Annotated in this window: 19 protein-coding genes and 2 rRNA genes; 7 read left to right on the top strand and 14 right to left on the bottom strand. The window is 42.5% G+C overall.

Features of this window, described 5'->3' with window-relative positions:
* From HX743_RS10710 to HX743_RS10695, 4 genes are all read left to right on the top strand, one after another.
* Positions 1 to 109: ribosomal RNA gene (locus tag HX743_RS10710) — 23S ribosomal RNA — on the top strand; the annotation flags it as partial.
* 191 nt (positions 110 to 300) lie between these two features.
* Positions 301 to 415, top strand: a 5S ribosomal RNA gene (gene rrf, locus HX743_RS10705).
* 335 nt (positions 416 to 750) lie between these two features.
* On the top strand, positions 751 to 2,109 hold the full coding sequence (locus HX743_RS10700; protein WP_178319202.1) for an MFS transporter: 1,359 nt from the start codon (positions 751 to 753) through the stop codon (positions 2,107 to 2,109).
* Positions 2,110 to 2,300: 191 nt separating this feature from the next.
* Positions 2,301 to 3,470 carry a PQQ-dependent sugar dehydrogenase gene (locus HX743_RS10695; RefSeq protein ID WP_178319201.1) on the top strand — a complete coding sequence of 390 codons (1,170 nt, stop codon included), beginning with the start codon at positions 2,301 to 2,303 and terminating at the stop codon, positions 3,468 to 3,470.
* 424 nt (positions 3,471 to 3,894) lie between these two features.
* Here the strand turns inward: HX743_RS10695 and HX743_RS10690 are convergent, their stop codons facing one another.
* The 4 genes from HX743_RS10690 to ribF form a co-directional block, all read right to left on the bottom strand.
* A complete protein-coding gene (locus HX743_RS10690) occupies positions 3,895 to 4,377 on the bottom strand; it encodes a peptidylprolyl isomerase (protein ID WP_178319200.1) in 483 nt (160 codons plus the stop codon).
* Complete coding sequence (lspA, locus tag HX743_RS10685; protein ID WP_004974039.1) at positions 4,370 to 4,909, bottom strand: signal peptidase II; 540 nt, start codon at positions 4,907 to 4,909, stop codon at positions 4,370 to 4,372. Before lspA ends, HX743_RS10690 begins: the two co-directional genes overlap by 8 nt.
* Positions 4,902 to 7,748: an isoleucine--tRNA ligase gene (gene ileS, locus HX743_RS10680; protein WP_178319199.1), complete on the bottom strand. Its 2,847-nt coding sequence runs from the start codon at positions 7,746 to 7,748 to the stop codon at positions 4,902 to 4,904. Before ileS ends, lspA begins: the two co-directional genes overlap by 8 nt.
* Positions 7,749 to 7,814: 66 nt before the next feature.
* Positions 7,815 to 8,816, bottom strand: a complete 1,002-nt coding sequence (ribF, locus tag HX743_RS10675; protein WP_178319198.1) for a bifunctional riboflavin kinase/FAD synthetase — start codon at positions 8,814 to 8,816, stop codon at positions 7,815 to 7,817.
* 206 nt (positions 8,817 to 9,022) lie between these two features.
* Here ribF and HX743_RS10670 point away from each other — a divergent pair, with 206 nt between their 5' ends.
* The gene (locus HX743_RS10670; protein WP_178319197.1) at positions 9,023 to 9,589 is read left to right on the top strand and encodes a 5'-nucleosidase; all 567 of its coding nucleotides are present in this window, start codon (positions 9,023 to 9,025) and stop codon (positions 9,587 to 9,589) included.
* A gap of 80 nt (positions 9,590 to 9,669) precedes the next feature.
* On the opposite strand, the gene HX743_RS10665 is transcribed toward HX743_RS10670, so the two are convergent.
* The 9 genes from HX743_RS10665 to ubiG all read right to left on the bottom strand — a co-directional run bounded on the left by HX743_RS10665 (position 9,670) and on the right by ubiG (position 16,669).
* A complete protein-coding gene (locus tag HX743_RS10665; RefSeq protein ID WP_178319196.1) occupies positions 9,670 to 10,347 on the bottom strand; it encodes a TetR family transcriptional regulator C-terminal domain-containing protein in 678 nt (225 codons plus the stop codon).
* A 419-nt stretch (positions 10,348 to 10,766) separates the two neighbouring features.
* The gene (argA, locus tag HX743_RS10660) at positions 10,767 to 12,113 is read right to left on the bottom strand and encodes an amino-acid N-acetyltransferase (protein ID WP_178319195.1); all 1,347 of its coding nucleotides are present in this window, start codon (positions 12,111 to 12,113) and stop codon (positions 10,767 to 10,769) included.
* A gap of 145 nt (positions 12,114 to 12,258) precedes the next feature.
* The gene (locus tag HX743_RS10655) at positions 12,259 to 12,642 is read right to left on the bottom strand and encodes an RcnB family protein (RefSeq protein ID WP_178319194.1); all 384 of its coding nucleotides are present in this window, start codon (positions 12,640 to 12,642) and stop codon (positions 12,259 to 12,261) included.
* 230 nt (positions 12,643 to 12,872) lie between these two features.
* Positions 12,873 to 13,262 carry an RcnB family protein gene (locus HX743_RS10650; protein WP_154320157.1) on the bottom strand — a complete coding sequence of 130 codons (390 nt, stop codon included), beginning with the start codon at positions 13,260 to 13,262 and terminating at the stop codon, positions 12,873 to 12,875.
* A gap of 246 nt (positions 13,263 to 13,508) precedes the next feature.
* On the bottom strand, positions 13,509 to 13,664 hold the full coding sequence (locus HX743_RS10645; RefSeq protein WP_178319193.1) for a hypothetical protein: 156 nt from the start codon (positions 13,662 to 13,664) through the stop codon (positions 13,509 to 13,511).
* A 129-nt stretch (positions 13,665 to 13,793) separates the two neighbouring features.
* Complete coding sequence (locus HX743_RS10640; RefSeq protein WP_178319192.1) at positions 13,794 to 14,213, bottom strand: hypothetical protein; 420 nt, start codon at positions 14,211 to 14,213, stop codon at positions 13,794 to 13,796.
* Positions 14,214 to 14,420: 207 nt separating this feature from the next.
* Complete coding sequence (locus HX743_RS10635; RefSeq protein ID WP_131261239.1) at positions 14,421 to 15,167, bottom strand: YciK family oxidoreductase; 747 nt, start codon at positions 15,165 to 15,167, stop codon at positions 14,421 to 14,423.
* An 81-nt stretch (positions 15,168 to 15,248) separates the two neighbouring features.
* Positions 15,249 to 15,956: an HAD family hydrolase gene (locus HX743_RS10630; protein WP_178319191.1), complete on the bottom strand. Its 708-nt coding sequence runs from the start codon at positions 15,954 to 15,956 to the stop codon at positions 15,249 to 15,251.
* Positions 15,953 to 16,669, bottom strand: a complete 717-nt coding sequence (gene ubiG / locus HX743_RS10625; protein ID WP_178319190.1) for a bifunctional 2-polyprenyl-6-hydroxyphenol methylase/3-demethylubiquinol 3-O-methyltransferase UbiG — start codon at positions 16,667 to 16,669, stop codon at positions 15,953 to 15,955. The genes HX743_RS10630 and ubiG overlap by 4 nt, the downstream gene beginning before the upstream one ends.
* A gap of 181 nt (positions 16,670 to 16,850) precedes the next feature.
* Here ubiG and HX743_RS10620 point away from each other — a divergent pair, with 181 nt between their 5' ends.
* Complete coding sequence (locus HX743_RS10620) at positions 16,851 to 17,471, top strand: thiol:disulfide interchange protein DsbA/DsbL (protein WP_004974070.1); 621 nt, start codon at positions 16,851 to 16,853, stop codon at positions 17,469 to 17,471.
* 114 nt (positions 17,472 to 17,585) lie between these two features.
* On the opposite strand, the gene HX743_RS10615 is transcribed toward HX743_RS10620, so the two are convergent.
* Positions 17,586 to 18,242 carry a TetR family transcriptional regulator gene (locus HX743_RS10615; RefSeq protein ID WP_004974072.1) on the bottom strand — a complete coding sequence of 219 codons (657 nt, stop codon included), beginning with the start codon at positions 18,240 to 18,242 and terminating at the stop codon, positions 17,586 to 17,588.
* Positions 18,243 to 18,446: 204 nt separating this feature from the next.
* Between HX743_RS10615 and rph the strand changes: the two genes are divergently transcribed.
* Complete coding sequence (rph, locus tag HX743_RS10610; protein ID WP_096902471.1) at positions 18,447 to 19,163, top strand: ribonuclease PH; 717 nt, start codon at positions 18,447 to 18,449, stop codon at positions 19,161 to 19,163.
* Positions 19,164 to 19,266: the final 103 nt, after the last annotated feature.

Raw genomic sequence — 19,266 nt, 5'->3', positions numbered from 1 at the left:
TTTATGCCTCCTAAAGAGCCGTTGAAGACTACGACGTTGATAGGTTGGATGTGGAAGCATAGCGATATGTGAAGCTGACCAATACTAATTGCTCGTGAGGCTTGACTATACAACACCCAAACAGTTGGCGTTGTATGCTCAATCGATTCAAATCCAATCAGTCAATTCAGACTGATCTTGATTTAGTTAACGCTAAACAATAAAATTCAGACCCAATACAGCCCAATCTGTTACAGATTCGGAAAACGCAGTGCATCACAGTCGTGAGTAAGACCAATGCAAGTCTCCGTAAACAGTTGTGCTGGCGACCATAGCAAGAGTGAACCACCTGATCCCTTCCCGAACTCAGAAGTGAAACCTCTTCGCGCTGATGGTAGTGTGGGGTTACCCATGTGAGAGTAAGTCATCGCCAGCTCATTATTCAAAGCCCCCTTGACATAAACGTCAAGGGGGCTTTTTTATACGGAAAGGAAAATATTAAGAAGAAAAGTAGAAGAAAGAAGTTTAAAACAATATATTTACAATAATAAATTATGTGAAAAATATAGCATATATCAAAATATCATAAATTACTGCAAGTCTATTTGGTCGAATTTATCTACAACTTTAGTCTAGGTTTTTAAGAAAATTAACCAGAGTTAAGTTTTTGCTGTAGACAAAAAGTGAATATTGATTCATTTTATATACAAAAGTGAATAACCATTCATTTTTTTATAAAATAAAAAGCTCACAATTGGAGGTGAGGGAAAAATGACAGCAACAACAATGAATGTGAATGCTGTAGTGGATCAAGCTAAGTTTAAACCTTTTCATTTAAAAATTGTACTTTGGTGCGTATTTGTCGTTATTTTTGACGGTTATGATTTGGCGATTAACGGTGTGGCTTTACCACTACTGATGCAAGAATGGAATATGACGGCTGTACAGGCAGGTATGCTTGCGAGTACGGCACTGGCAGGCATGATGTTTGGCGCCATGCTGTTTGGCATGTTGGCAGACAAAATTGGCCGTAAAAATGTCATATTAATTTGTGTGACGTTATTTAGTGGCTTTACTTTTTGGGGCGGCTTTGCATCCAACCCAACAGAGTTTGGTATTTTACGTTTTATTGCAGGTTTAGGGATTGGCGGGGTATTGCCTAACCTCGTGGCTTTAACCTCTGAATATGCACCACAAAAAATGCGTAGTACCTTAGTTACCACCATGTTCAGCGGCTATGCCGTGGGCGGCATTATGGCAGCCTTACTTGGTGCATGGTTGACGCCTAGCTTTGGCTGGGAAGTGATGTTCTATATTGCGGGATTACCGTTACTTATTTTGCCTTTATTGTGGTTTTTCTTACCAGAATCTTTAACTTTTTTGGTGAAAAAACAGCAACATGAAAAAGCGCGTCACATCGTCCAGCAAATTAGCCCACAAGAAAATATCAGCCCACAAACACAATTTGTATTAAATGAAGTACAAACCGCAGATGCCTCAATTGCAGCCTTATTTCAAAATAACCGTGGCATGAGTACTTTGCTGTTTTGGTGCTGCTTCTTTATGTGTTTGTTGATGGTTTATGCTTTGGGCAGTTGGTTGCCAAAACTGATGATGGCAGCAGGTTATTCGCTGGGTAACAGTTTAATGTTCTTAATGGCGATGAACATTGGTGCTGTGATCGGAACCATCAGTGGCGGGATTTTAGCAGACCGTTTCCACTTAAAACCTGTGATTATTGGCATGTTTTTATTGGGCGCATTCTCTCTAGTGGGTCTAGGCTTTAATTCACCACAGCCTGTGATTTATTTATTGGTGGGCTTAGCAGGTGCTTCTGCCATTGGCAGCAGTATTTTATTGTATAGCTTTGTTGCTCAGTATTATCCACTTACGATTCGTTCTACAGGTATCGGCTGTGCTTCTGCAGTGGGGCGTGTCGGTGCGATTGTAGGCCCTATTATTATTGGCGTACTTTTGGGCATGGATTTACCACATAAAATGAACTTTTTGGCGGTGGCGATTCCTGCAGTGATTGGTGCAATTGCAGTAGCACTGATTCGTTTACAAAGTACATCACAGGTGGTGAGTGAGCCAAGCGTGGTTAAAAAAGCCAGCCGATCTTATATTTAATTGATCGTTAGTGTTTTGGGACTTTGAAATTAAGGAGCATTGCTCCTTAATTTTTTGCCTATTCATTTTGTAGAAGATTTAAGTAAGAAAGTGTGTATCGCTACATTTCTACTGTGCACGAGGTACATTTCATTGATTATGATGTCTTGATTAGCACAAGCAAAGATTGAATGAATAGAGGAGCAATTAGGATGCTCAAGATAAATCGGCAATACTATGGATTTATATGTCTAGTTGTATTGGGTTTAACTACAGGGTGTAATGCGCAAGTTGAGCCGAAACAGAACACGGCTGCTTTAGAGTCAAAATCAACTTCTGCACAAAATTTACAACGCTATCAAATACAGCCAATTGCAGATTTTAATGAGCCGTGGGCATTGGCAGAATTACCCGATGGACGCCTATTAATTACAGAAAAAGCGGGGAAATTAAAACTTTTTGATCCAAAAACAGGTCAATGCTTAGATGTTCAAGCTATCCCTGAAGTCGCCTATGGCGGACAAGGTGGTTTGGGTGACGTCATTTTAGATCCTGACTTTAAACAGAATCAGCAGATTTATTTAAGTTATGCCGAAGCGGGTGCGGGTGGTTACGGTGCAGTCGTGATTCGGGGCAAGCTTGTATTAGATGCCAAACCCACGCCAAAACTCACCCAAATTCAAAGAATCTGGCAGCAAGTGCCGAAAGTATCGGGACAGGGGCATTATGCGCATCGTATAAAGTTTGGTGCAGATGGCAAATTGTGGATAAGTTCTGGTGAGCGACAAAAGTTTGAACCTGCTCAGGATTTAAAATCTAATTTAGGCAAAATTTTGTGTCTAAATGCAGATGGCACAACCCCTTTAGACAATCCATTTCAAACACATGGAGAGATTGCCAAGCAAGTCTGGAGTTTGGGGCATCGCAACCCTTTAGGCATGGCATTCGATCCCGCAGGGCAGCTTTGGGTTGCAGAAATGGGACCTAAAGGTGGCGATGAGTTGAATCTGATTGTCAAGGGCGAAAACTATGGCTATCCACTGGTGTCGAATGGTGATCATTATAATGGGTTGCCCATTCCAGACCATGCAACTCGTCCTGAATTTACAGCCCCTGTTCTGGATTGGACGCCAGTCATCTCTCCCTCAAGTTTGATGTTTTATACGGGAGATGTATTCCCACATTGGAAGCATAAAGCGATTCTTGGTGGTTTATCTTCAAAAGCAATTATTGTGGTGGATACGCAAGCACAGCCTGTTCGGGAGTTACAGCGTATCGAGATGGGTCAGCGGATTCGTGGCGTACTTCAAGCACAGGATGGCAATATTTGGGTGATTGAAGATGGTCAATCTGCCAGATTGCTTAAATTGGTGGCTCCATAAAATAAATTTCTTCAGGTCTAAACTTATTTCAAAGTAGGACAAAAAACAAATAGAAAAAAGCCCCAACATCATGTCGGGGCTTTTTCAGATTTATGTTTAGGTATTACTCCTGTTATACCTTTCAGCGTCCTGCCGTTATATTATTTATTATTGTTATTCTTGCTTTTAGAAACATCCTGTTTCTGTATGTGTTAAATATAAAATGAAAGCTGATCTTTGCCTAGCGTCAATTTTCTGCAGTGCATGTAAGCTAAAACGTACAACGATATATCGGTAAAATATAGATCAATAAACTGGATTTATTTAATTTTAAGTATTTGATTATATTTAATAATTATCTTATTCAATAAAAAATCTCCCAAATTCATTTTCTTGTACTTGGGAGATTTGAACAGCAGAAAGATGCAGTAAGTATGCAAATTGATTACATCAACTTAATACCTTGTTGTCCTGCTGGGGTCACTCTAAAGATTTCAACTTCAAAGGTAATATTTTTACCCGCTAAAGGGTGGTTAAAGTCTACTTCAGTCACATCATCGTTGACAGATTTCACCACGCCATAGAGGCTTTGTTTGGCTTTATCTTCAAATTCAATCATGTGTCCTTCAACTGGATGTTGCTCAAATTTAACCGTATCAAAAGTTTGTACGTTTTCAGGATTCCATGGACCAAATGCTTCTTCAGGTGGAAGACTCACGGTACGACGGTCACCTGCACGTAAACCAAATAATGACTTTTCAAAACCAGGTAATAGGCTGCCATCGCCCATGACCAAACTTACAGGTTCAGCGCGGCTACGGGTGTTGTCAATTTCTACACCATTTTCAATGGCGATAGAAAAGTGCAATTCGACTTTTGAGCCATCTTCAATACGAGTTTCATCATTTGGATTAATAATTTCAGTCATGTTGCGCCTGCGCTCGTTCAATTCGGTGCTTTTCTAGGAAAAACGTATCAATTAACAGCAGAATGGTGCCAAGTGTGATGGCACTGTCTGCAATATTAAAGGCAGGGAAGTGGCTGTTGTTGTAGTACACGTGAATAAAATCGACCACGTAGCCAAGACTGACCCGATCAATTAAATTCCCAATCGCACCGCCTAAAATCAAGGCAATCGCCAAAGGCAGTACGATGACATTTTTTGGCATACGCATTAGCCAAAATACAAAAATTACAGACACTAAACCTGCCAGTGAGGTAAAGAAATAACGTTGCCATCCACCTGCATCGGACAAGAAACTAAAGGCAGCGCCATAGTTATGCAGTAAAGTCCAATTCAAAAAGGGCAATACAGGCACTGGATCTGCGTAATTCAGATGCGATACTGCAATCCATTTGGTCCATTGGTCGAGAATAATCGCGACAATGGACAAGCCCACCCACCATAAATTATGTGGATAGAACTGGAATAAGCCCTTTTTGTGTTGTGGATTAGGCATATTTTCTCTCTTCGCCTTGACCTGTTGGAAGGTTGATAATACAACGTGAGCACAAACCTGGATGTGCAGAATGTGTATTCACATCAGGGAGTACATGCCAGCAACGTACGCATTTTTCGCCATCTGCTGCAGAAACTTTCACGTTCAAGCCATCTAAATCAGAGGCTTCACCTTGTGCAGCATCAAAGCCATTCACAACCACTTGTGAGGTAATCAGGACAAAACGTAGCTCATCGCCTAGTTTATCCAATACGGCTTTGAGTTCGTCATTCGCCCAAAGTTCAACTTTAGCAGACAAGTTGGAACCGACTGTTTTGGCGGTACGTGCAGCTTCAATGAATTTATTGACGGCAGATTTAACAGCGATCAGGGTTTGCCATTCCGCTTCTGCCAGTATGTTGGCTTCAGAAGCCACTGGGATGTCATACCATTCTGCAGTGAACACGTATTTTTCTGATTGCTCAGGAATTAGCGGCCATGCTTCTTGTGCCGTAAAGCTTAAGATTGGTGCCATCCAACGAACGAAAGCCTGAACCAAGTGATACAAAGCTGTTTGTGCAGAATGACGTGCTTGCGAGTCTGCTTTGGTGGTGTACTGACGGTCTTTGATGATATCGAGGTAGAAACCACCCAAGTCATTAATACAGAAGTTGGTCAGCGCACTGGTTACTATATGGAAGTTCATATCTTCATAGGCTTGCTGAATGGTTTTCTGTACTTCTGCGGCACGTTGCAGGATGTATTGATCCAGTGCAATCAACTGATCTACAGGCAGAGCATCTGTAGCGGGTTTGAAACCATTTAAGTTAGCCAACAAGAAACGCAAGGTGTTACGGATACGACGATAACCGTCAGAGGCACGGCTAAAGATTTCCTTACCTGCGGTCATTTCATAGCGGTAATCTGCCGATGCAATCCAGAAGCGTAAGCCGTCTGCACCCATGTCTTTAATAATGTCTTGTGGAGTAATGATGTTACCCAACGATTTCGACATTTTGCGACCTTTTTCATCCACTACAAAGCCGTGGGTTAACAAGCCTTTGTATGGTGCGCGTTCATTGATCGCAATTGAGGTGAGCAATGAAGACTGGAACCAGCCACGGTGTTGGTCTGAACCTTCAAGATATAAATCGGCTGGGTCTTGCAACTCTTCACGCTCACGTAGTACGGCGTAGTGGGTCGTGCCTGAGTCGAACCATACGTCTAATGTATCGCGTACTGCATTGTAGTGCTCGGCATCATCACCAATGAAGTCTTTGGCTTCACGGTTGTACCAGCCATCAATCCCTTCTTGCTCGATCAGTTTTGCAACGTCTTCAATCAATTCAGGTGTACGAGGGTGTAATTCGTTGGTGTCTTTGTGTACGAAGAATGGAATTGGCACACCCCAAGTACGTTGACGTGAAATACACCAGTCTGGACGGCCTTCAATCATGGCTTGAATACGGTTTTTACCCCAATCTGGCACGAAGCTGATCTCATTTTCGATCGCATTCAATGCACCTTGACGTAAACCTTGGTTATCCATGCTGATAAACCATTGTGGTGTCGCACGGAAAATAATTGGAGTTTTATGACGCCAGCAGTGCGGATAGCTGTGTTTGATTGGGTGATGTGCCCACAGCTTATTGTTTTCTGCCAAAGTCGCAATAATTTGTGGATTGGCTTTGTAGATGTGTTCGCCTGCAAAGATTGGTGCAGTAGGTAAATATACGCCATTACCACCGACAGGATTGTCAACTTTTAGGTTGTATTGTAAGCCAACTTTATAGTCGTCCACACCATGTCCAGGCGCGGTATGTACTGCACCTGTACCGCTTGTTGCGGTCACGTGTTCACCTAAAATCACAGGTACTTGGCGTGCTTGAATCAGTGGATGTTGCAAGATCAGGTTTTCAAGTTTGTCACCAGTAAAGTCTGCCAACACTTCATAGCTGCTAAAGCCATAGCGTTCAGTTGCTGACAGTACCAATTCTTTGGCCAAAATAAAGTTTTGTGGTGCTTTTTCATCGGCACGTGCCTTCACCAATTGGTATTCAATTTCGGCATGTAATGCAACGGCTTGGTTCGCAGGTAAAGTCCACGGTGTAGTCGTCCAAATGACGATGTCAGTGGCATCATTCACTTGCACATCCAAACGTGCAGATAAATCGGCTAAATCGACCACAGCAAAACCGACATCAATTGCATCGGATTTTTTATCTTCATATTCAACTTCGGCTTCTGCCAATGCAGAACCACAGTCCAAACACCAGTTCACAGGTTTAAGACCCGGTTCAATATGACCTGCTTTGGCAATTGCACCCAATGAACGCACGATATCGGCTTCTTGCTTGAAGTTCATGGTGAGGTAAGGATTGTCCCAATCACCAAATACACCCATACGCACGAAGTCTTTTTTCTGTAATTCGACTTGGGTGTAAGCATATTCGCGACAGGCTTTACGGAAAGTCGAAGCATCGACTTTTACACCCACCTTACCCACTTTTTCTTCTACTTTAAGTTCAATTGGTAAACCGTGACAGTCCCAACCCGGAACGTAGGGTGCGTCAAAACCATCCATGACACGGCTTTTAATAATAATGTCTTTCAGGACTTTATTGACCGCGTGACCCAAGTGAATTTGACCATTGGCATACGGAGGGCCATCGTGAAGCACATATTTTTTCTTGCCAATACGCGATGCACGAATCTGCTGATAAATGTTGTCGGCATACCACTCTTCTAACCATTTCGCTTCACGTACTGCGAGATTTGCTTTCATTGCAAATTCAGTACCTGGGAGGTTTAGCGTGGCTTTATAATCCACTGCATTTTCAGGAGTTTGCTTATCGCTCATGCAAGTTGTCTTCCAGTTGAATCAGCCCATGGACTGACGCGTTTTACATTAAATATTTAGGGTAAATTAAAAAGGGAAATTTGGATGATCTTGTCGAAATTCAAGAAGTTTTTCAACATCATCATCAATTCCCGCTTTGAGTGCTTCAAGCGAAGGGTAATTTTTTTCGCCATGTAAATAGTTTAAAAATGTGACCCGCATTAATAAGCCATACAGATTAGCAGAAACATTGGGGAAATGTACTTCTAATCGCCATTCGGGCTGTACTTGTTGGATGGCTGGGCGCGTACCCACATGTCCTGCACCAAACAGACTGTTCGGGCTGTAGCCTGCAACACCCGTTTTATCGGGATGATCATGTTTGACTTTTTCACTTAAAGCGGTGGTTTCACACACCACTTCAACGCCATAAATGCCATTTAAGCAGGGTTTATGGCGGTTTAAGCGCACATTAATGGTTGGAAAATCTAGGGTACGACCAATTTGATCGCCATATTGGACGCGCCCTGTAATGCTATATGGGCGTCCAAGCAGTTTGGCTGCCAGTGCCAAATCGCCTGCTTGTAAAGTTTGACGAATACGGGTTGAGCTAACACGCTCACCATTTAGTTCAATGGTGTTTAAATTGGTGACCTGAAAGCCATAGTTGCGCAAAAACTCGCTATTGCCTTGGCGGTTTTTGCCAAAATGAAAATCATCGCCCAAGACCAAATGCGAGGCATTCAGGGTATCTTTTAAAAGTTTTGCAAAGGCTTCGGCACTTAAACTGCGGAAATGATTATCAAATTTCGCCACCGCAATGTAGTCGATGCCCAATTCAGTCAGATATTCGACTTTTTCCCGCAACGAGCTGATGCGTGGTGGGGCATCGTAGCCTTTAAAAAATTCCAATGGTTGAGGTTCAAACAGCATCACCACGGTTTTGAGTTGCTGCGCCGCAGCAACTTCTTTGAGCTGTTGAATCATCGCCTGATGACCGACATGCACACCATCAAAATTGCCAATGGTCACGGCAGTTTGGGCGAGGTCAGTGGTTGAAGATAAAGCATTCAGGCGGAGCAGCTGCATGATCGGATGAAAGTTGAAAATTTGTAAGGGCTATATATTGCCATATTCTCGCGCTTTCGTCTTGTTGTTGTGTTTTTAACCTGAAAAATTATCGAAAAATCAGGCAAAATCCGACAATTTAATCTGCAAATCGCAATCGGGTTTGCACCGTATTCAAATTTCTTTTCTAATGGGGCGGTTTTAATGAACTGCACGAGTAGATGGCTATGAATTCTGATTTTGCTTTAATTATGGCATTGCCCAGTGAGTCTAAAGGCTTGTTTGAGCAGGCTGGGATTCAGGTGCATTACAGTGGTATTGGTAAGGTCAATGCTGCGTTTAAAGCCTTTGAAGTGATTCAAAAGACTGGTTGTAAAACTTTATTGAATTTAGGCACGGCTGGTAGCTCACATTTTGATGCGCATGCTTTGGTGGAAGTGTGCCAGTTTGTGCAGCGCGATATGGATGTTTCTCCGTTGGGTTTTCAGGTGGGAGTCACGCCAATGGATCAGGAACATCCTGCAGAAATTCATTTGGAACGCTATTTTGAGCATTTGCCAAGTGGCATTTGTGGTACGGGGGATAGCTTTGAAACGGGTACGCCCAAAGTACCGTGTCAGTTGGTTGACATGGAAGGCTATGCGATTGCCAAAGTCTGTAAAAAATTAGGGGTGCGAATGCTGTCGGTGAAATACATTACCGATGGTGCCAATGATACGGCACATTTAGACTGGGAAGAAAACTTGTTGCTAGGCGCACAAAAATTATTATCGTTATATCAAAGTGTTAAGTAATACAGTTGCCCAAAACGCCACGACCCGAGTAAAAACTAGGGTCGTGAGCTAAATTCGGATATTTGTTCAGGTTGGCGCGATTATTCTTGCGCTTCCTGTGCTGGTTCAGCCGTGACAACAGTTGCTTCTGTAGCATTGATTTCGTCCTGACGAGGCACAATACCGTACAACATCATGTGAACCGTGTGTTGTAAAACGCGTTGCAGCATACTGCGGTTACGCAAGGTTTTACCTGTGACCATTTCCATTTGTGTGGCAAAGTCAGCATAGTTTTGGGTAATGGCCCAAATATTCAAAATGAGCAGTTCAGGGTCAATCTGTTTCGACAGTTTGCCTTGTTCTTGCCACATGGTAATGACTTTGGCTTTGCGTTTTACCAGTTTTTTCAGAGGACCTTTTAAAATTTCCTGAACATGTGGCGCACCTTGAATCACTTCTAAAGCAAATAGACGTGATGCTTTCGGTTGAGTACGGGAAACCTCAATTTTCTGTAACAGATAATTGGTAATCGCTTCTTCTGGCTCAAGTTCGGCTTCAAGCATTTGTAAAGGCGCAAGCCATTTTTGTAGTACTGTGGTCAGTACTTCAACATAGAGCGCCTCTTTATTTTCATAATAATAGAAAATATTCGACTTATGCATCTCTGCAATTTGTGCGATTTCGTCCAAACTCGCGCCGCTAAATCCGTATAAAGAAAATACGTCGAGTGCAGCATTGAGAAGCTGATGGCGTTTTTGTGTACTCTTTTTTTGTTCCATTCGTAATTTTAAAACAATGAAAAAAGGGAATTATTAATTGTACGGCAAATCATCAGGCTTGTGCATCCTTTAAAGATGTATTTTTAAAATATTTTTAGTTTATTCTGTAGCTTAGCTATTAAATCCGTTAAAAGCATAGTTACAGAGGGGGAGTATCTTGCTTTTGTATTTCCTGACTGAATGAATAAGTTTTTTGAATTTTTTATATAAATGATAAAAGTAAAGTTTCTTCCTGCCTTGCATCAATTTTATTTAAAAAAACTAAACAGTGGTGTGGATGCTGCCAATTTTGATCATCCGTACAATGTCGTGCTGACAGATATAGGTGTGATGACCTGATTTAATCGGCAGCATGTTCCACGTGAAACATGTTTGGATTTTGGTTGTGCAGTATCATTCAACCTGTCAAAAAACCTCACTTAGAGCCGTTTTTTACACACAATTGAGTTGCGTTGATAGTTATATAAAGCCTGACGTGCATCGGGTAAATCATCGACACTGGCAGGAGCAAAGCCCTGTTCTAGAAACCAGTGTGCGGTGCGGGTAGTTAAAATAAATAATTGCTGAATGCCCATGGCTTTGGCTTTATCTTCTAAATAATCCAAAATTTGGCGGCCACGGTTGGATTTACGATAAGCAGGATGAACCGCGACACAGGCAATTTCGGCAGACTTGAGTTCATGACCTGTGGTTGGAATTGGATATAGGGCGGCACAGGCGAGAATCATGCCGTCACGTTCAATCACTGCAAATTGTCCAATTTCATTTTCTAGACGCTCACGTGAACGATAGACCAACACGCCTTCTTCTTCTAAAGGACGTAATAAACGAATCAAGCCGCCTACATCCTGAATATTGGCCGTACGCACTTCTTCATAATGTGCATCACTCACCATCGTCCCTGAACCATCACGGGTAAACAGTTCTTCGAGTAAAGCACCATCGTAGGCATAGGAAATGAGATGTACCCGATGTACGCCGTTTAATGAGGCATCTTGGGCTGCATTTAAATGTAAAGCTAGTTCGGGATGATGTTGCTGAGCATCTTCAATATATGGATTTAAATGTTGCGGATGAACTTCACGTTGCAATTGACCTTCAGCATTTTGCAAACCGTGTTGTGCGCCTAAGAAAATTAGTTTGTCGGCTTTTAATTGAATGGCCGTTTTGGTTGCCACTTCTTCGGCCAACAAGTTAAACACTTCACCCGTGGTGGAATAACCTGTCGGGCCGAGCAACACAATATTATGATTTTCTAAATGGCGTTGAATGGCATCGACATCTACCGTGCGGACTTCGCCAGTCAGTTGATAATCGACCCCATCACGAATGCCATACGGTTTGGCGGTAATAAAGTTGCCCGACACCACATCAATCCGTGCGCCGTACATAGGGGAGTTCGCTAGCCCCATCGATAATAAGGCTTCAATTTGCAGGCGAATTGAACCAACAGCATTCATGACACACGATAAAGATTCGCGGGTGGTGACACGACGTTGCAAATGAAATGGCGTATCAATTTGGCTGAATTTTAAGTTTTGATTAATTTGTGGGCGCGCACCATGTACCAAAATCAGGCGAATACCAAGTGAGTGTAGCAGGGCAATATCATGAATAATGTGCTGAAAGTTTTCATGCAAAACCGCTTCACCATCGAACATAATCACAAAGGTTTTATTGCGGTGGGCATTGATATAAGGCGCAGAATGTCTAAACCAATGCACATATTGTAAGGTTGTGCTGTGCGGGTTTTCAGTTGGAGTCATTCGTTGGCCTGCTGTAATGATCGATGGTGCTGTCTTTGATTCTAATCAAAAAATTCTGCAGCGGAAGACTAAATATAAAAAAACACCTGAATGGTGCTTCAGGTGTTGTGGAGAAATGCTATTTTTCAGCTCAGGCTGAACGGTTTTAGCCAATAATACGAATAATACGCTGGGTGCGCTCATTAATCAGCACATAGTCACCGTTGACTTTATACCACTGCTGATAACGACCTGTGTTGGGTAAACGACGTGCTTCACGATCACTGACTTTGTAGCGGTTCGCATCATATCCGCGTGGGAGGTTTTGACCTACACGCCAGTCACGACTTGGATTCACGCGTTTTTGATCATAACGCTTTTGTTCCCACTGTGCATGATGACGTGGATTGTCCCAACGCTTGTCGTGATGTTTATATGCTGCACTCGCTTGATGACGACGATCATCATAACGATGGTCGGGTGCTGCCATGGCCGATGTTGCGATAATTGCGCTTAAAGACAGTGCTAAGGTGCTGAGTAATTTTTTCATGGGATTTACCTTCAGTTTTAAATATGGGTTGATGTGTCCAAATTAATCAAATACTCAAGATAAACGATGGTGGAAATTGAGGTGAATTGTGAGTTTTATGGAGAAAACAAGGAGAGCCCGAGCGGGATATTTCACAGCAATGTGATGAGTGTGGGACATCACTCTATAAAAAAAGCCCAAAGTGGACTTTGGGCTATGGATTTAGAGCTTGTGTACGCGTAACAGTAGATCTATAAACCTGCGATACGCAAAATATGGTGGTTTTCGACATCGACCAAAATGTAGTCTTGGTTGATTTTATACCATTGTTGTTTGCGTTCAGGGCGGGGCAAGTTATGTTCCTGATAATCGACTTTATAACCATTGCCACGATAATGCTGCGGCATGACATAACCCGTTTGCCATTTATGTTGTTGTAAGCGTTTTACACCACGTTCTTCACGCATGCGGCGTTTGTCTTGCATGCGCTCTTCTGCATCGGCACGAAATTCATGTTTATTGTGTGCTTGGTTACGAGGATGGTCAGCTGAGTCTCGATCAAATTGAGGAGCGGCAGTTGCAAAATTGCTGCTTAGTAAAGCACTGAAAGACATTGCCAGAACTGTCAAAATCTTTTTCATGTAAACCCCTCATCTTTTATCTCTATTTCACAGTTCATACTTTAGCCATTAAATGCAGAGAAACTGTGAAGAAAGCACATGAATTTTTTAAATACGCATCTGCAGGATGCGGCATGGTATTGATTCTATTATGCGACAAAATACGAAATTTAGTAGCTATCGCTCAGAAAATAGGGGTGGGATGATTTTTCTTGTGCTAAGGAAAGGATGAGACATCACCATAGCAGCGTACTGCTATGGTCTGCTCTAGTTCCAATGTTCAGTTAAGCCTTGTAATGATTGCACAGCGATGGCAATACTTTCGGCTGTTTCACGATCATCTAAAGCCGCAATTAAATGCTGACCTAATTGTAAGCTTTCAATACTTTGAATCACGGCAGTTTTACGTTGAATATCAGTCATCACAATTTACCTAATGCTTGTTGTGGAGATATATCAAGCATAGGTGATATATGTTAATTTGTGAAACCGTTTAATTTTATAAAATCAATCCAATAAAACGATTTATTCCGCCGTTGCCGTGATTTTTGCTTAATAGGCGTAGTTTAAATCGGTGTAGTCGGTCAGTGATTTTTGAATATGTGCATTGATAAATTCGCGCACATCTTCAGTACTCATTGGTGTACCTTGTTTGGTAATCACGTGTTCAATTTCAGGTTGCCCTTCAATTTTAATACGATAAACAAAGTTTTTAACCACTTTGTAGGCATCGTCCAGTTTTTCAATGCCTGTGACATAGTGGTAAGCATGTTCAAAATTAAGGTCGGTATGTGAAAATACAAACTGATCAAACAGTTTGATTTTCTGACCGTTGTCGAGTGCCTGAATGTCATCTACGATGCTGGCTTCAAACTTCATGCCATATTTTTCAGAAATAGGCTGACCATCAATCAGTAAAGACACCATACCATCTTCAAGTGGTGTCACGGTGATGTTGTTTAATTCAGTCATGTTGCTCTCTGCATCGTTGAGGTTGAATTGAGATGTGGAAGCATGGTAATCAGGCTTTGCATTGCCAAAAATAGGCAGGATAGAAACCTGAAAATGCTTGTGCGATGCCATTTTACCGCAAATCAATGTGCAAAAATTGGCAATATGCTAGGTTAAGTCCATAAAAAAGGAAGCAAGCGCTTCCTTTCTTCGGATCAAACGACAGAACTAATCCTGTGCATCAATACTTTGACCGTTCATGTGTAAGCTGTCATCGCCCATTAAATATAAATAGGCAGGCATGATTGCATCGGGTGTTGGTAAGGTTTTTGGATCTTCATCTGGATAGGCTTTGGCACGCATGGCTGTGCGGGTCGCACCTGGATTAATGCAGTTGTAGCGAATATTCGGGTGAACTTGCTCTTTGGCAAATAATTGGCTGACTGCTTCAATCGCAATTTTAGAAACTGAATAAGCCCCCCAGCGTTCACGTGCTTCACGGCCAACCCCTGAACTGGCAAATACCACCGAGGCATGTTCTGATTTTGCCAAGAGCGGCAATAATTCCTGAGTCAAGACAAAAGGCGCACGTAAATTTACCGCCATGACATCATCCCAGACATCTGCAGGGTAATTGGCCAGCTCGGTGCGTTCACCTAAAATGCCCGCATTGTGCAAAATACCGTCTAAACGTCCGAATTGTTTCTCTAGAGTATCGACCAGCAACTCATAGTCACGTGGCGAAGCGCTAGACAGTTGCAGCGGTAAAATAGCAGGTTGTGGTGCACCTAAACTTTCAATTTCATCATAAATGACTTCAAGTTTATTGAGGGTACGACCATGCAATACCACAGTGGCCCCATGCAGGGCATAACTGAGGGCAGCGGCACGTCCAATACCATCTCCCGCACCGGTAATGAGGATAATGCGATCTTTTAACAGATCGGGGCGAGGTTGATATTCTGAGTATTTCATGGTCATCCCTCCTATATTGATTTTTTATTGGTCATGTTTTAAAGGTGATATTCGTACTTTGACAGGTGTAATAGAACCAACTCAGGCATTGGCATTCAGGCTGTTTACTGATGTTGCGGCTTGCAGCACCAATTTATCTAAAACCGTATGTAATTCAGCGACTGAATCCACTATACAATCTGCTTGCCACGCTGTTAAGTCATCTTTGTGTTGTAACGGTAAATAACCGTAAGCGGCCAAAATGGTGTACATATTGGCATTGCGGCCTGCATCAATATCACGTGGATGGTCGCCCACATAAATACAATCTTCAGGGGCAATTTCAATCTGTTTGGCTGCCAAATACATGGGTTCTGGGTCTGGTTTAGTGTGGCTGACATCTTCAGGGCAGACCAAAACCGCACAGCGGTCAGTTAAATTCAGTGCCTTGAGTAAGGCTTCACTGAGCCAGCGTGGTTTATTGGTGACAATTCCCCACGGAATTTTACGCTGTTCCAAAGCTTCGAGCAGTGGATACATGCCCTCGAACAGATCGGTTTCTACCGCAATATCTGCGCCGTACAGGTCTAAAAAGCGTTGTCGGTGCGCAAGAAATACAAGGTCATCTACCTCAAGTTCTGGATAGACCAGTTTTACCATTGCCCGTGCACCTTCAGACACCTGTGTACGAATGGCATCTGCTGCCACAATCTCACAGCCTTTGTCACGGCACATGTCTTGAATGATGCGAATAAAATCAGCAGCGGTATCAATTAAGGTGCCATCGAGGTCGAATAAAACGGCTTTCATTCTGTTGCCTCATTGACCGTGTAGACCATGTAGTTCACATCAACATTTGGTGCCAACCAATAGCGTTTAGTCAGTGGGTTGTAGTGTAAACCCGTCATATCTTTGAGTTTTAAACCCGCTTGGCGAATGTCATGTGCCAATTCAGAGGGTTTAATAAATTTATGATAATCGTGTGTGCCTTTGGCCAGCATGCGCAGCACGTATTCTGCCCCAATAATGGCAAATAGGTATGATTTAGGGTTGCGGTTAATGGTGGAGAAGAATACATGACCACCTGGCTTGACCAGCTTTTGGCAGGCTTGAATAATTGAGGCAGGGTCGGGTACGTGCTCTAACATTTCCATACAGGTCACCACGTCGTATTGACCAGCATGCTCATTAGCCAGTTGCTCAACAGGAATTTGGCGATATTCAATATTTTGTACACCTTCTTGTTCTGCATGCAGGCGTGCCACATTTAAAGGTGCTTCGCCCATATCGATTCCAAGCACATTGGCACCGCGACGCGCCATGCTTTCAGCCAAAATACCACCACCGCAGCCGACATCTAGCACTTTTTTGCCTGCCAAGCCGCCTGCGTGCTCATCAATCCAGTTTAAGCGCAGTGGATTAATCATGTGCAGGGGACGGAACTCGGAATGCTGATCCCACCATATGGCTGCAAATGCTTCAAATTTGGCAATTTCTTGTGGATCAACATTCAAATGCGACATGGGTGCCACCTCAATTGGGTCGTGATAATTGGAAAAATAGATATAAACCCTAGTGTAGCGTTAATTCTAAAAAAAGCGATAAAAGCTGTAAAAAAGTTCACAGAAGGAAAACGAAATCAGCATAATTGATTTATAGTGTTGCCATACACTAAACAGAATGATTTAGAGGATTATAAACGCAATGAAAAAATTCCTTTTAGGTAGTTTGGCAACTGCCATCTTTGCTATTTCTGGTAGCACTATGGCGGCAAATTTTGTAGCAGGTAAAGATTATAGCGTTGTCGCCAACCCGGGTAAGGTTGATGTACCGGGTAAAATTGAAGTGCGTGAGTTCTTTTGGTATGGCTGTGGTCACTGCTTTACTTTAGAACCATATATGCAAACATGGTTACGCCAGTTACCTAAAGATGTGAATTTTGTGCGTACTCCTGCAGCCATGAATCCTGTTTGGGAAATGAATGCACGTGGTTATTATGTGTCTGAAGCTTTGGGTGTGCGCAAGAAAACTCACTTGCCACTTTTCCATGCCATTCATGACAAAGGTCAGCAAATTTTTGACCAGCAATCACAAGCTAAATTCTTTGTGAAATATGGTGTACCTGAAGCGAAATTTAACAGCATGTTTAACTCGTTTGCGATCACCTCTAAAATTTCACAAGCTAAACAATTGGCGCGTCAGTACCAATTGACAGGTGTACCTGCGGTGGTGGTGAATGGTAAATATATCGTTCAAGGCGATAACGGCAAAGTGATTCAAGTAGTGAACTACTTGGTTGATCAAGAGCGTAAAGCTAAGAAATAAGCAGATGCAATAACAAGATGATGCAAGGCTGAATCAGCAGCGCATCGCTAAAAACCGCAATGATTGCAACGTCATTGCGGTTTTTTTAATGCAGGTTAAAAGTGTGTTGTATGTTTAATCTGCGACAGGCTGCGGACGTTGCCAGTGGCAAATGCCACGAAATAATAAATGTACTTGAGTAATGGTTTGTTGAATAAAACGCTGCTGTTGTTCAGGTAATTTTTCGGCTTCAAATTGGCGTTCTAAACCAATCCAGCTCATTGCCCAATTTAACGATAAATTAATTAAAATATTGGCCAGAATGTGAAAATCTTCAGCATGCTGAAAATGTTGTACGCTTTCGACCCGTTGTAAATCATTAGCTAAATCTTCAATTAAAAAATCAATTTCACGGGCGATGGCTTGCCGTAAAATGGTCGAACCGCCCCAGCGTTCGGCAATTAAAAAAATCCATTGTTGTGGATGTTGATCGACAGATTTAAAAAATAGGGTCAATGCCTTTTCGGTCTGTGCATCGGGTTGGTATAAATAAGCTTGTCCCAACTGATACAAAATACCTTTAATGTGCAAGGCAACTTGATCGACCAAATCTAGCCCCAACTCATCCATATCTTGAAAATGCCGATAAAATGCGGTGGGCACCAGTCCAATCTGTCGTGAAATTTCTCTTAAGCTAATGCTGCTAAATGCACGTCCTGCGCTGCTGAGTTGCAGCACTGCATCCATAATTGCCTGACGACTTTGTTGTTTTCGTTCTTCCCGAATCGACATTGTATTTCCTGATTCTGCCAGTGCCGCGCAGTCTAACAAAAACCTGTGTTTCACGATAATACTAAAAGATGAATGAAGCCACTTTGTAAAAATACAGGCAAAATTTACCGAAACAGCACACGTCAAGCTTTGGAAAAGCGACCTGCGCTGTGGCATCTGTTATACTTGCGGGCAATTTATTTGAGCCAAAAATAAGGACCCATTATGCGTATTGACCAACGAGCCTTAGACCAATTACGTGAGGTAAAAATTACCCGTAACTATACTCGCTATGCTGAAGGTTCAGTTTTGGTTGAGTTCGGTCATACCAAAGTTTTGTGTACCGCAAGTATTGATAACTCTGTACCTCGCTTTTTAAAAGGTCAGGGGCAGGGCTGGGTGACAGCAGAATATGGCATGTTGCCACGTTCAACGCATACCCGCAGTGACCGTGAAGCAGCACGTGGCAAACAAAGCGGGCGTACGCAGGAAATTCAGCGTTTGATTGGTCGCAGTTTACGTGCCATGGTCGATTTAAAAAAACTGGGTGAAAACACCATTACTATTGACTGTGATGTGATTCAGGCCGATGGCGGTACCCGTACTGCAGCCATTACAGGTGCGGCAGTGGCATTAATTGATGCCATGAATGTATTGCTAGAAAAGAAAAAAATTAAGCATGACCCATTAAAAGGTTTGGTGGCTGCAATTTCTGTAGGCATGTACCAAGATGAGGTATTACTGGATTTGTGCTATGAAGAAGATTCAAACTGCCAGACTGATTTAAACGTAGTCATGACCCAAGCAGGTGAATTTATTGAAATTCAGGGTACTGCAGAAGACAAGCCGTTTACTCGCGTGCAGTGCAATGCCATGTTGGAAATGGCAGAAAAAGGTATTCAGGAATTGGTGAAAAAACAGCAACAGGCTTTAGGTTGGTAAACCAAGTTTTCTAAGATTGTACCACTGTTTTAAACGCATCTTCGGATGCGTTTTTTTATGGATGCGCTTGAATCATGTCAGGAGGGCTGAATCAAAATTATAC

The organism is Acinetobacter sp. Swhac1 (assembly GCF_013390985.1).
Taxonomy (GTDB): domain Bacteria; phylum Pseudomonadota; class Gammaproteobacteria; order Pseudomonadales; family Moraxellaceae; genus Acinetobacter; species Acinetobacter towneri.
Note: the sequence above shows the minus strand (reverse complement) of the source record. Positions and strands in the feature narration are given on the sequence as shown.

Bases quoted from the DNA above. Each gene is read 5' to 3' on its own strand.
- ubiG (WP_178319190.1), bottom strand. From the start codon at position 16,669: ATGTCGCATTTGAATGTTGATCCACAAGAAATTGCCAAATTTGAAGCA.
- rph (WP_096902471.1), top strand. From the start codon at position 18,447: ATGCGTATTGACCAACGAGCCTTAGACCAATTACGTGAGGTAAAAATT.
- HX743_RS10665 (WP_178319196.1), bottom strand. From the start codon at position 10,347: ATGGAACAAAAAAAGAGTACACAAAAACGCCATCAGCTTCTCAATGCT.
- ileS (WP_178319199.1), bottom strand. From the start codon at position 7,748: ATGAGCGATAAGCAAACTCCTGAAAATGCAGTGGATTATAAAGCCACG.
- argA (WP_178319195.1), bottom strand. From the start codon at position 12,113: ATGACTCCAACTGAAAACCCGCACAGCACAACCTTACAATATGTGCAT.
- HX743_RS10640 (WP_178319192.1), bottom strand. From the start codon at position 14,213: ATGACTGAATTAAACAACATCACCGTGACACCACTTGAAGATGGTATG.
- HX743_RS10650 (WP_154320157.1), bottom strand. From the start codon at position 13,262: ATGAAAAAGATTTTGACAGTTCTGGCAATGTCTTTCAGTGCTTTACTA.
- HX743_RS10620 (WP_004974070.1), top strand. From the start codon at position 16,851: ATGAAAAAATTCCTTTTAGGTAGTTTGGCAACTGCCATCTTTGCTATT.
- HX743_RS10635 (WP_131261239.1), bottom strand. From the start codon at position 15,167: ATGAAATACTCAGAATATCAACCTCGCCCCGATCTGTTAAAAGATCGC.
- HX743_RS10630 (WP_178319191.1), bottom strand. From the start codon at position 15,956: ATGAAAGCCGTTTTATTCGACCTCGATGGCACCTTAATTGATACCGCT.
- HX743_RS10655 (WP_178319194.1), bottom strand. From the start codon at position 12,642: ATGAAAAAATTACTCAGCACCTTAGCACTGTCTTTAAGCGCAATTATC.
- HX743_RS10695 (WP_178319201.1), top strand. From the start codon at position 2,301: ATGCTCAAGATAAATCGGCAATACTATGGATTTATATGTCTAGTTGTA.
- HX743_RS10645 (WP_178319193.1), bottom strand. From the start codon at position 13,664: ATGACTGATATTCAACGTAAAACTGCCGTGATTCAAAGTATTGAAAGC.
- HX743_RS10690 (WP_178319200.1), bottom strand. From the start codon at position 4,377: ATGACTGAAATTATTAATCCAAATGATGAAACTCGTATTGAAGATGGC.
- HX743_RS10615 (WP_004974072.1), bottom strand. From the start codon at position 18,242: ATGTCGATTCGGGAAGAACGAAAACAACAAAGTCGTCAGGCAATTATG.
- HX743_RS10700 (WP_178319202.1), top strand. From the start codon at position 751: ATGACAGCAACAACAATGAATGTGAATGCTGTAGTGGATCAAGCTAAG.
- HX743_RS10670 (WP_178319197.1), top strand. From the start codon at position 9,023: ATGAATTCTGATTTTGCTTTAATTATGGCATTGCCCAGTGAGTCTAAA.
- lspA (WP_004974039.1), bottom strand. From the start codon at position 4,909: ATGCCTAATCCACAACACAAAAAGGGCTTATTCCAGTTCTATCCACAT.
- ribF (WP_178319198.1), bottom strand. From the start codon at position 8,816: ATGCAGCTGCTCCGCCTGAATGCTTTATCTTCAACCACTGACCTCGCC.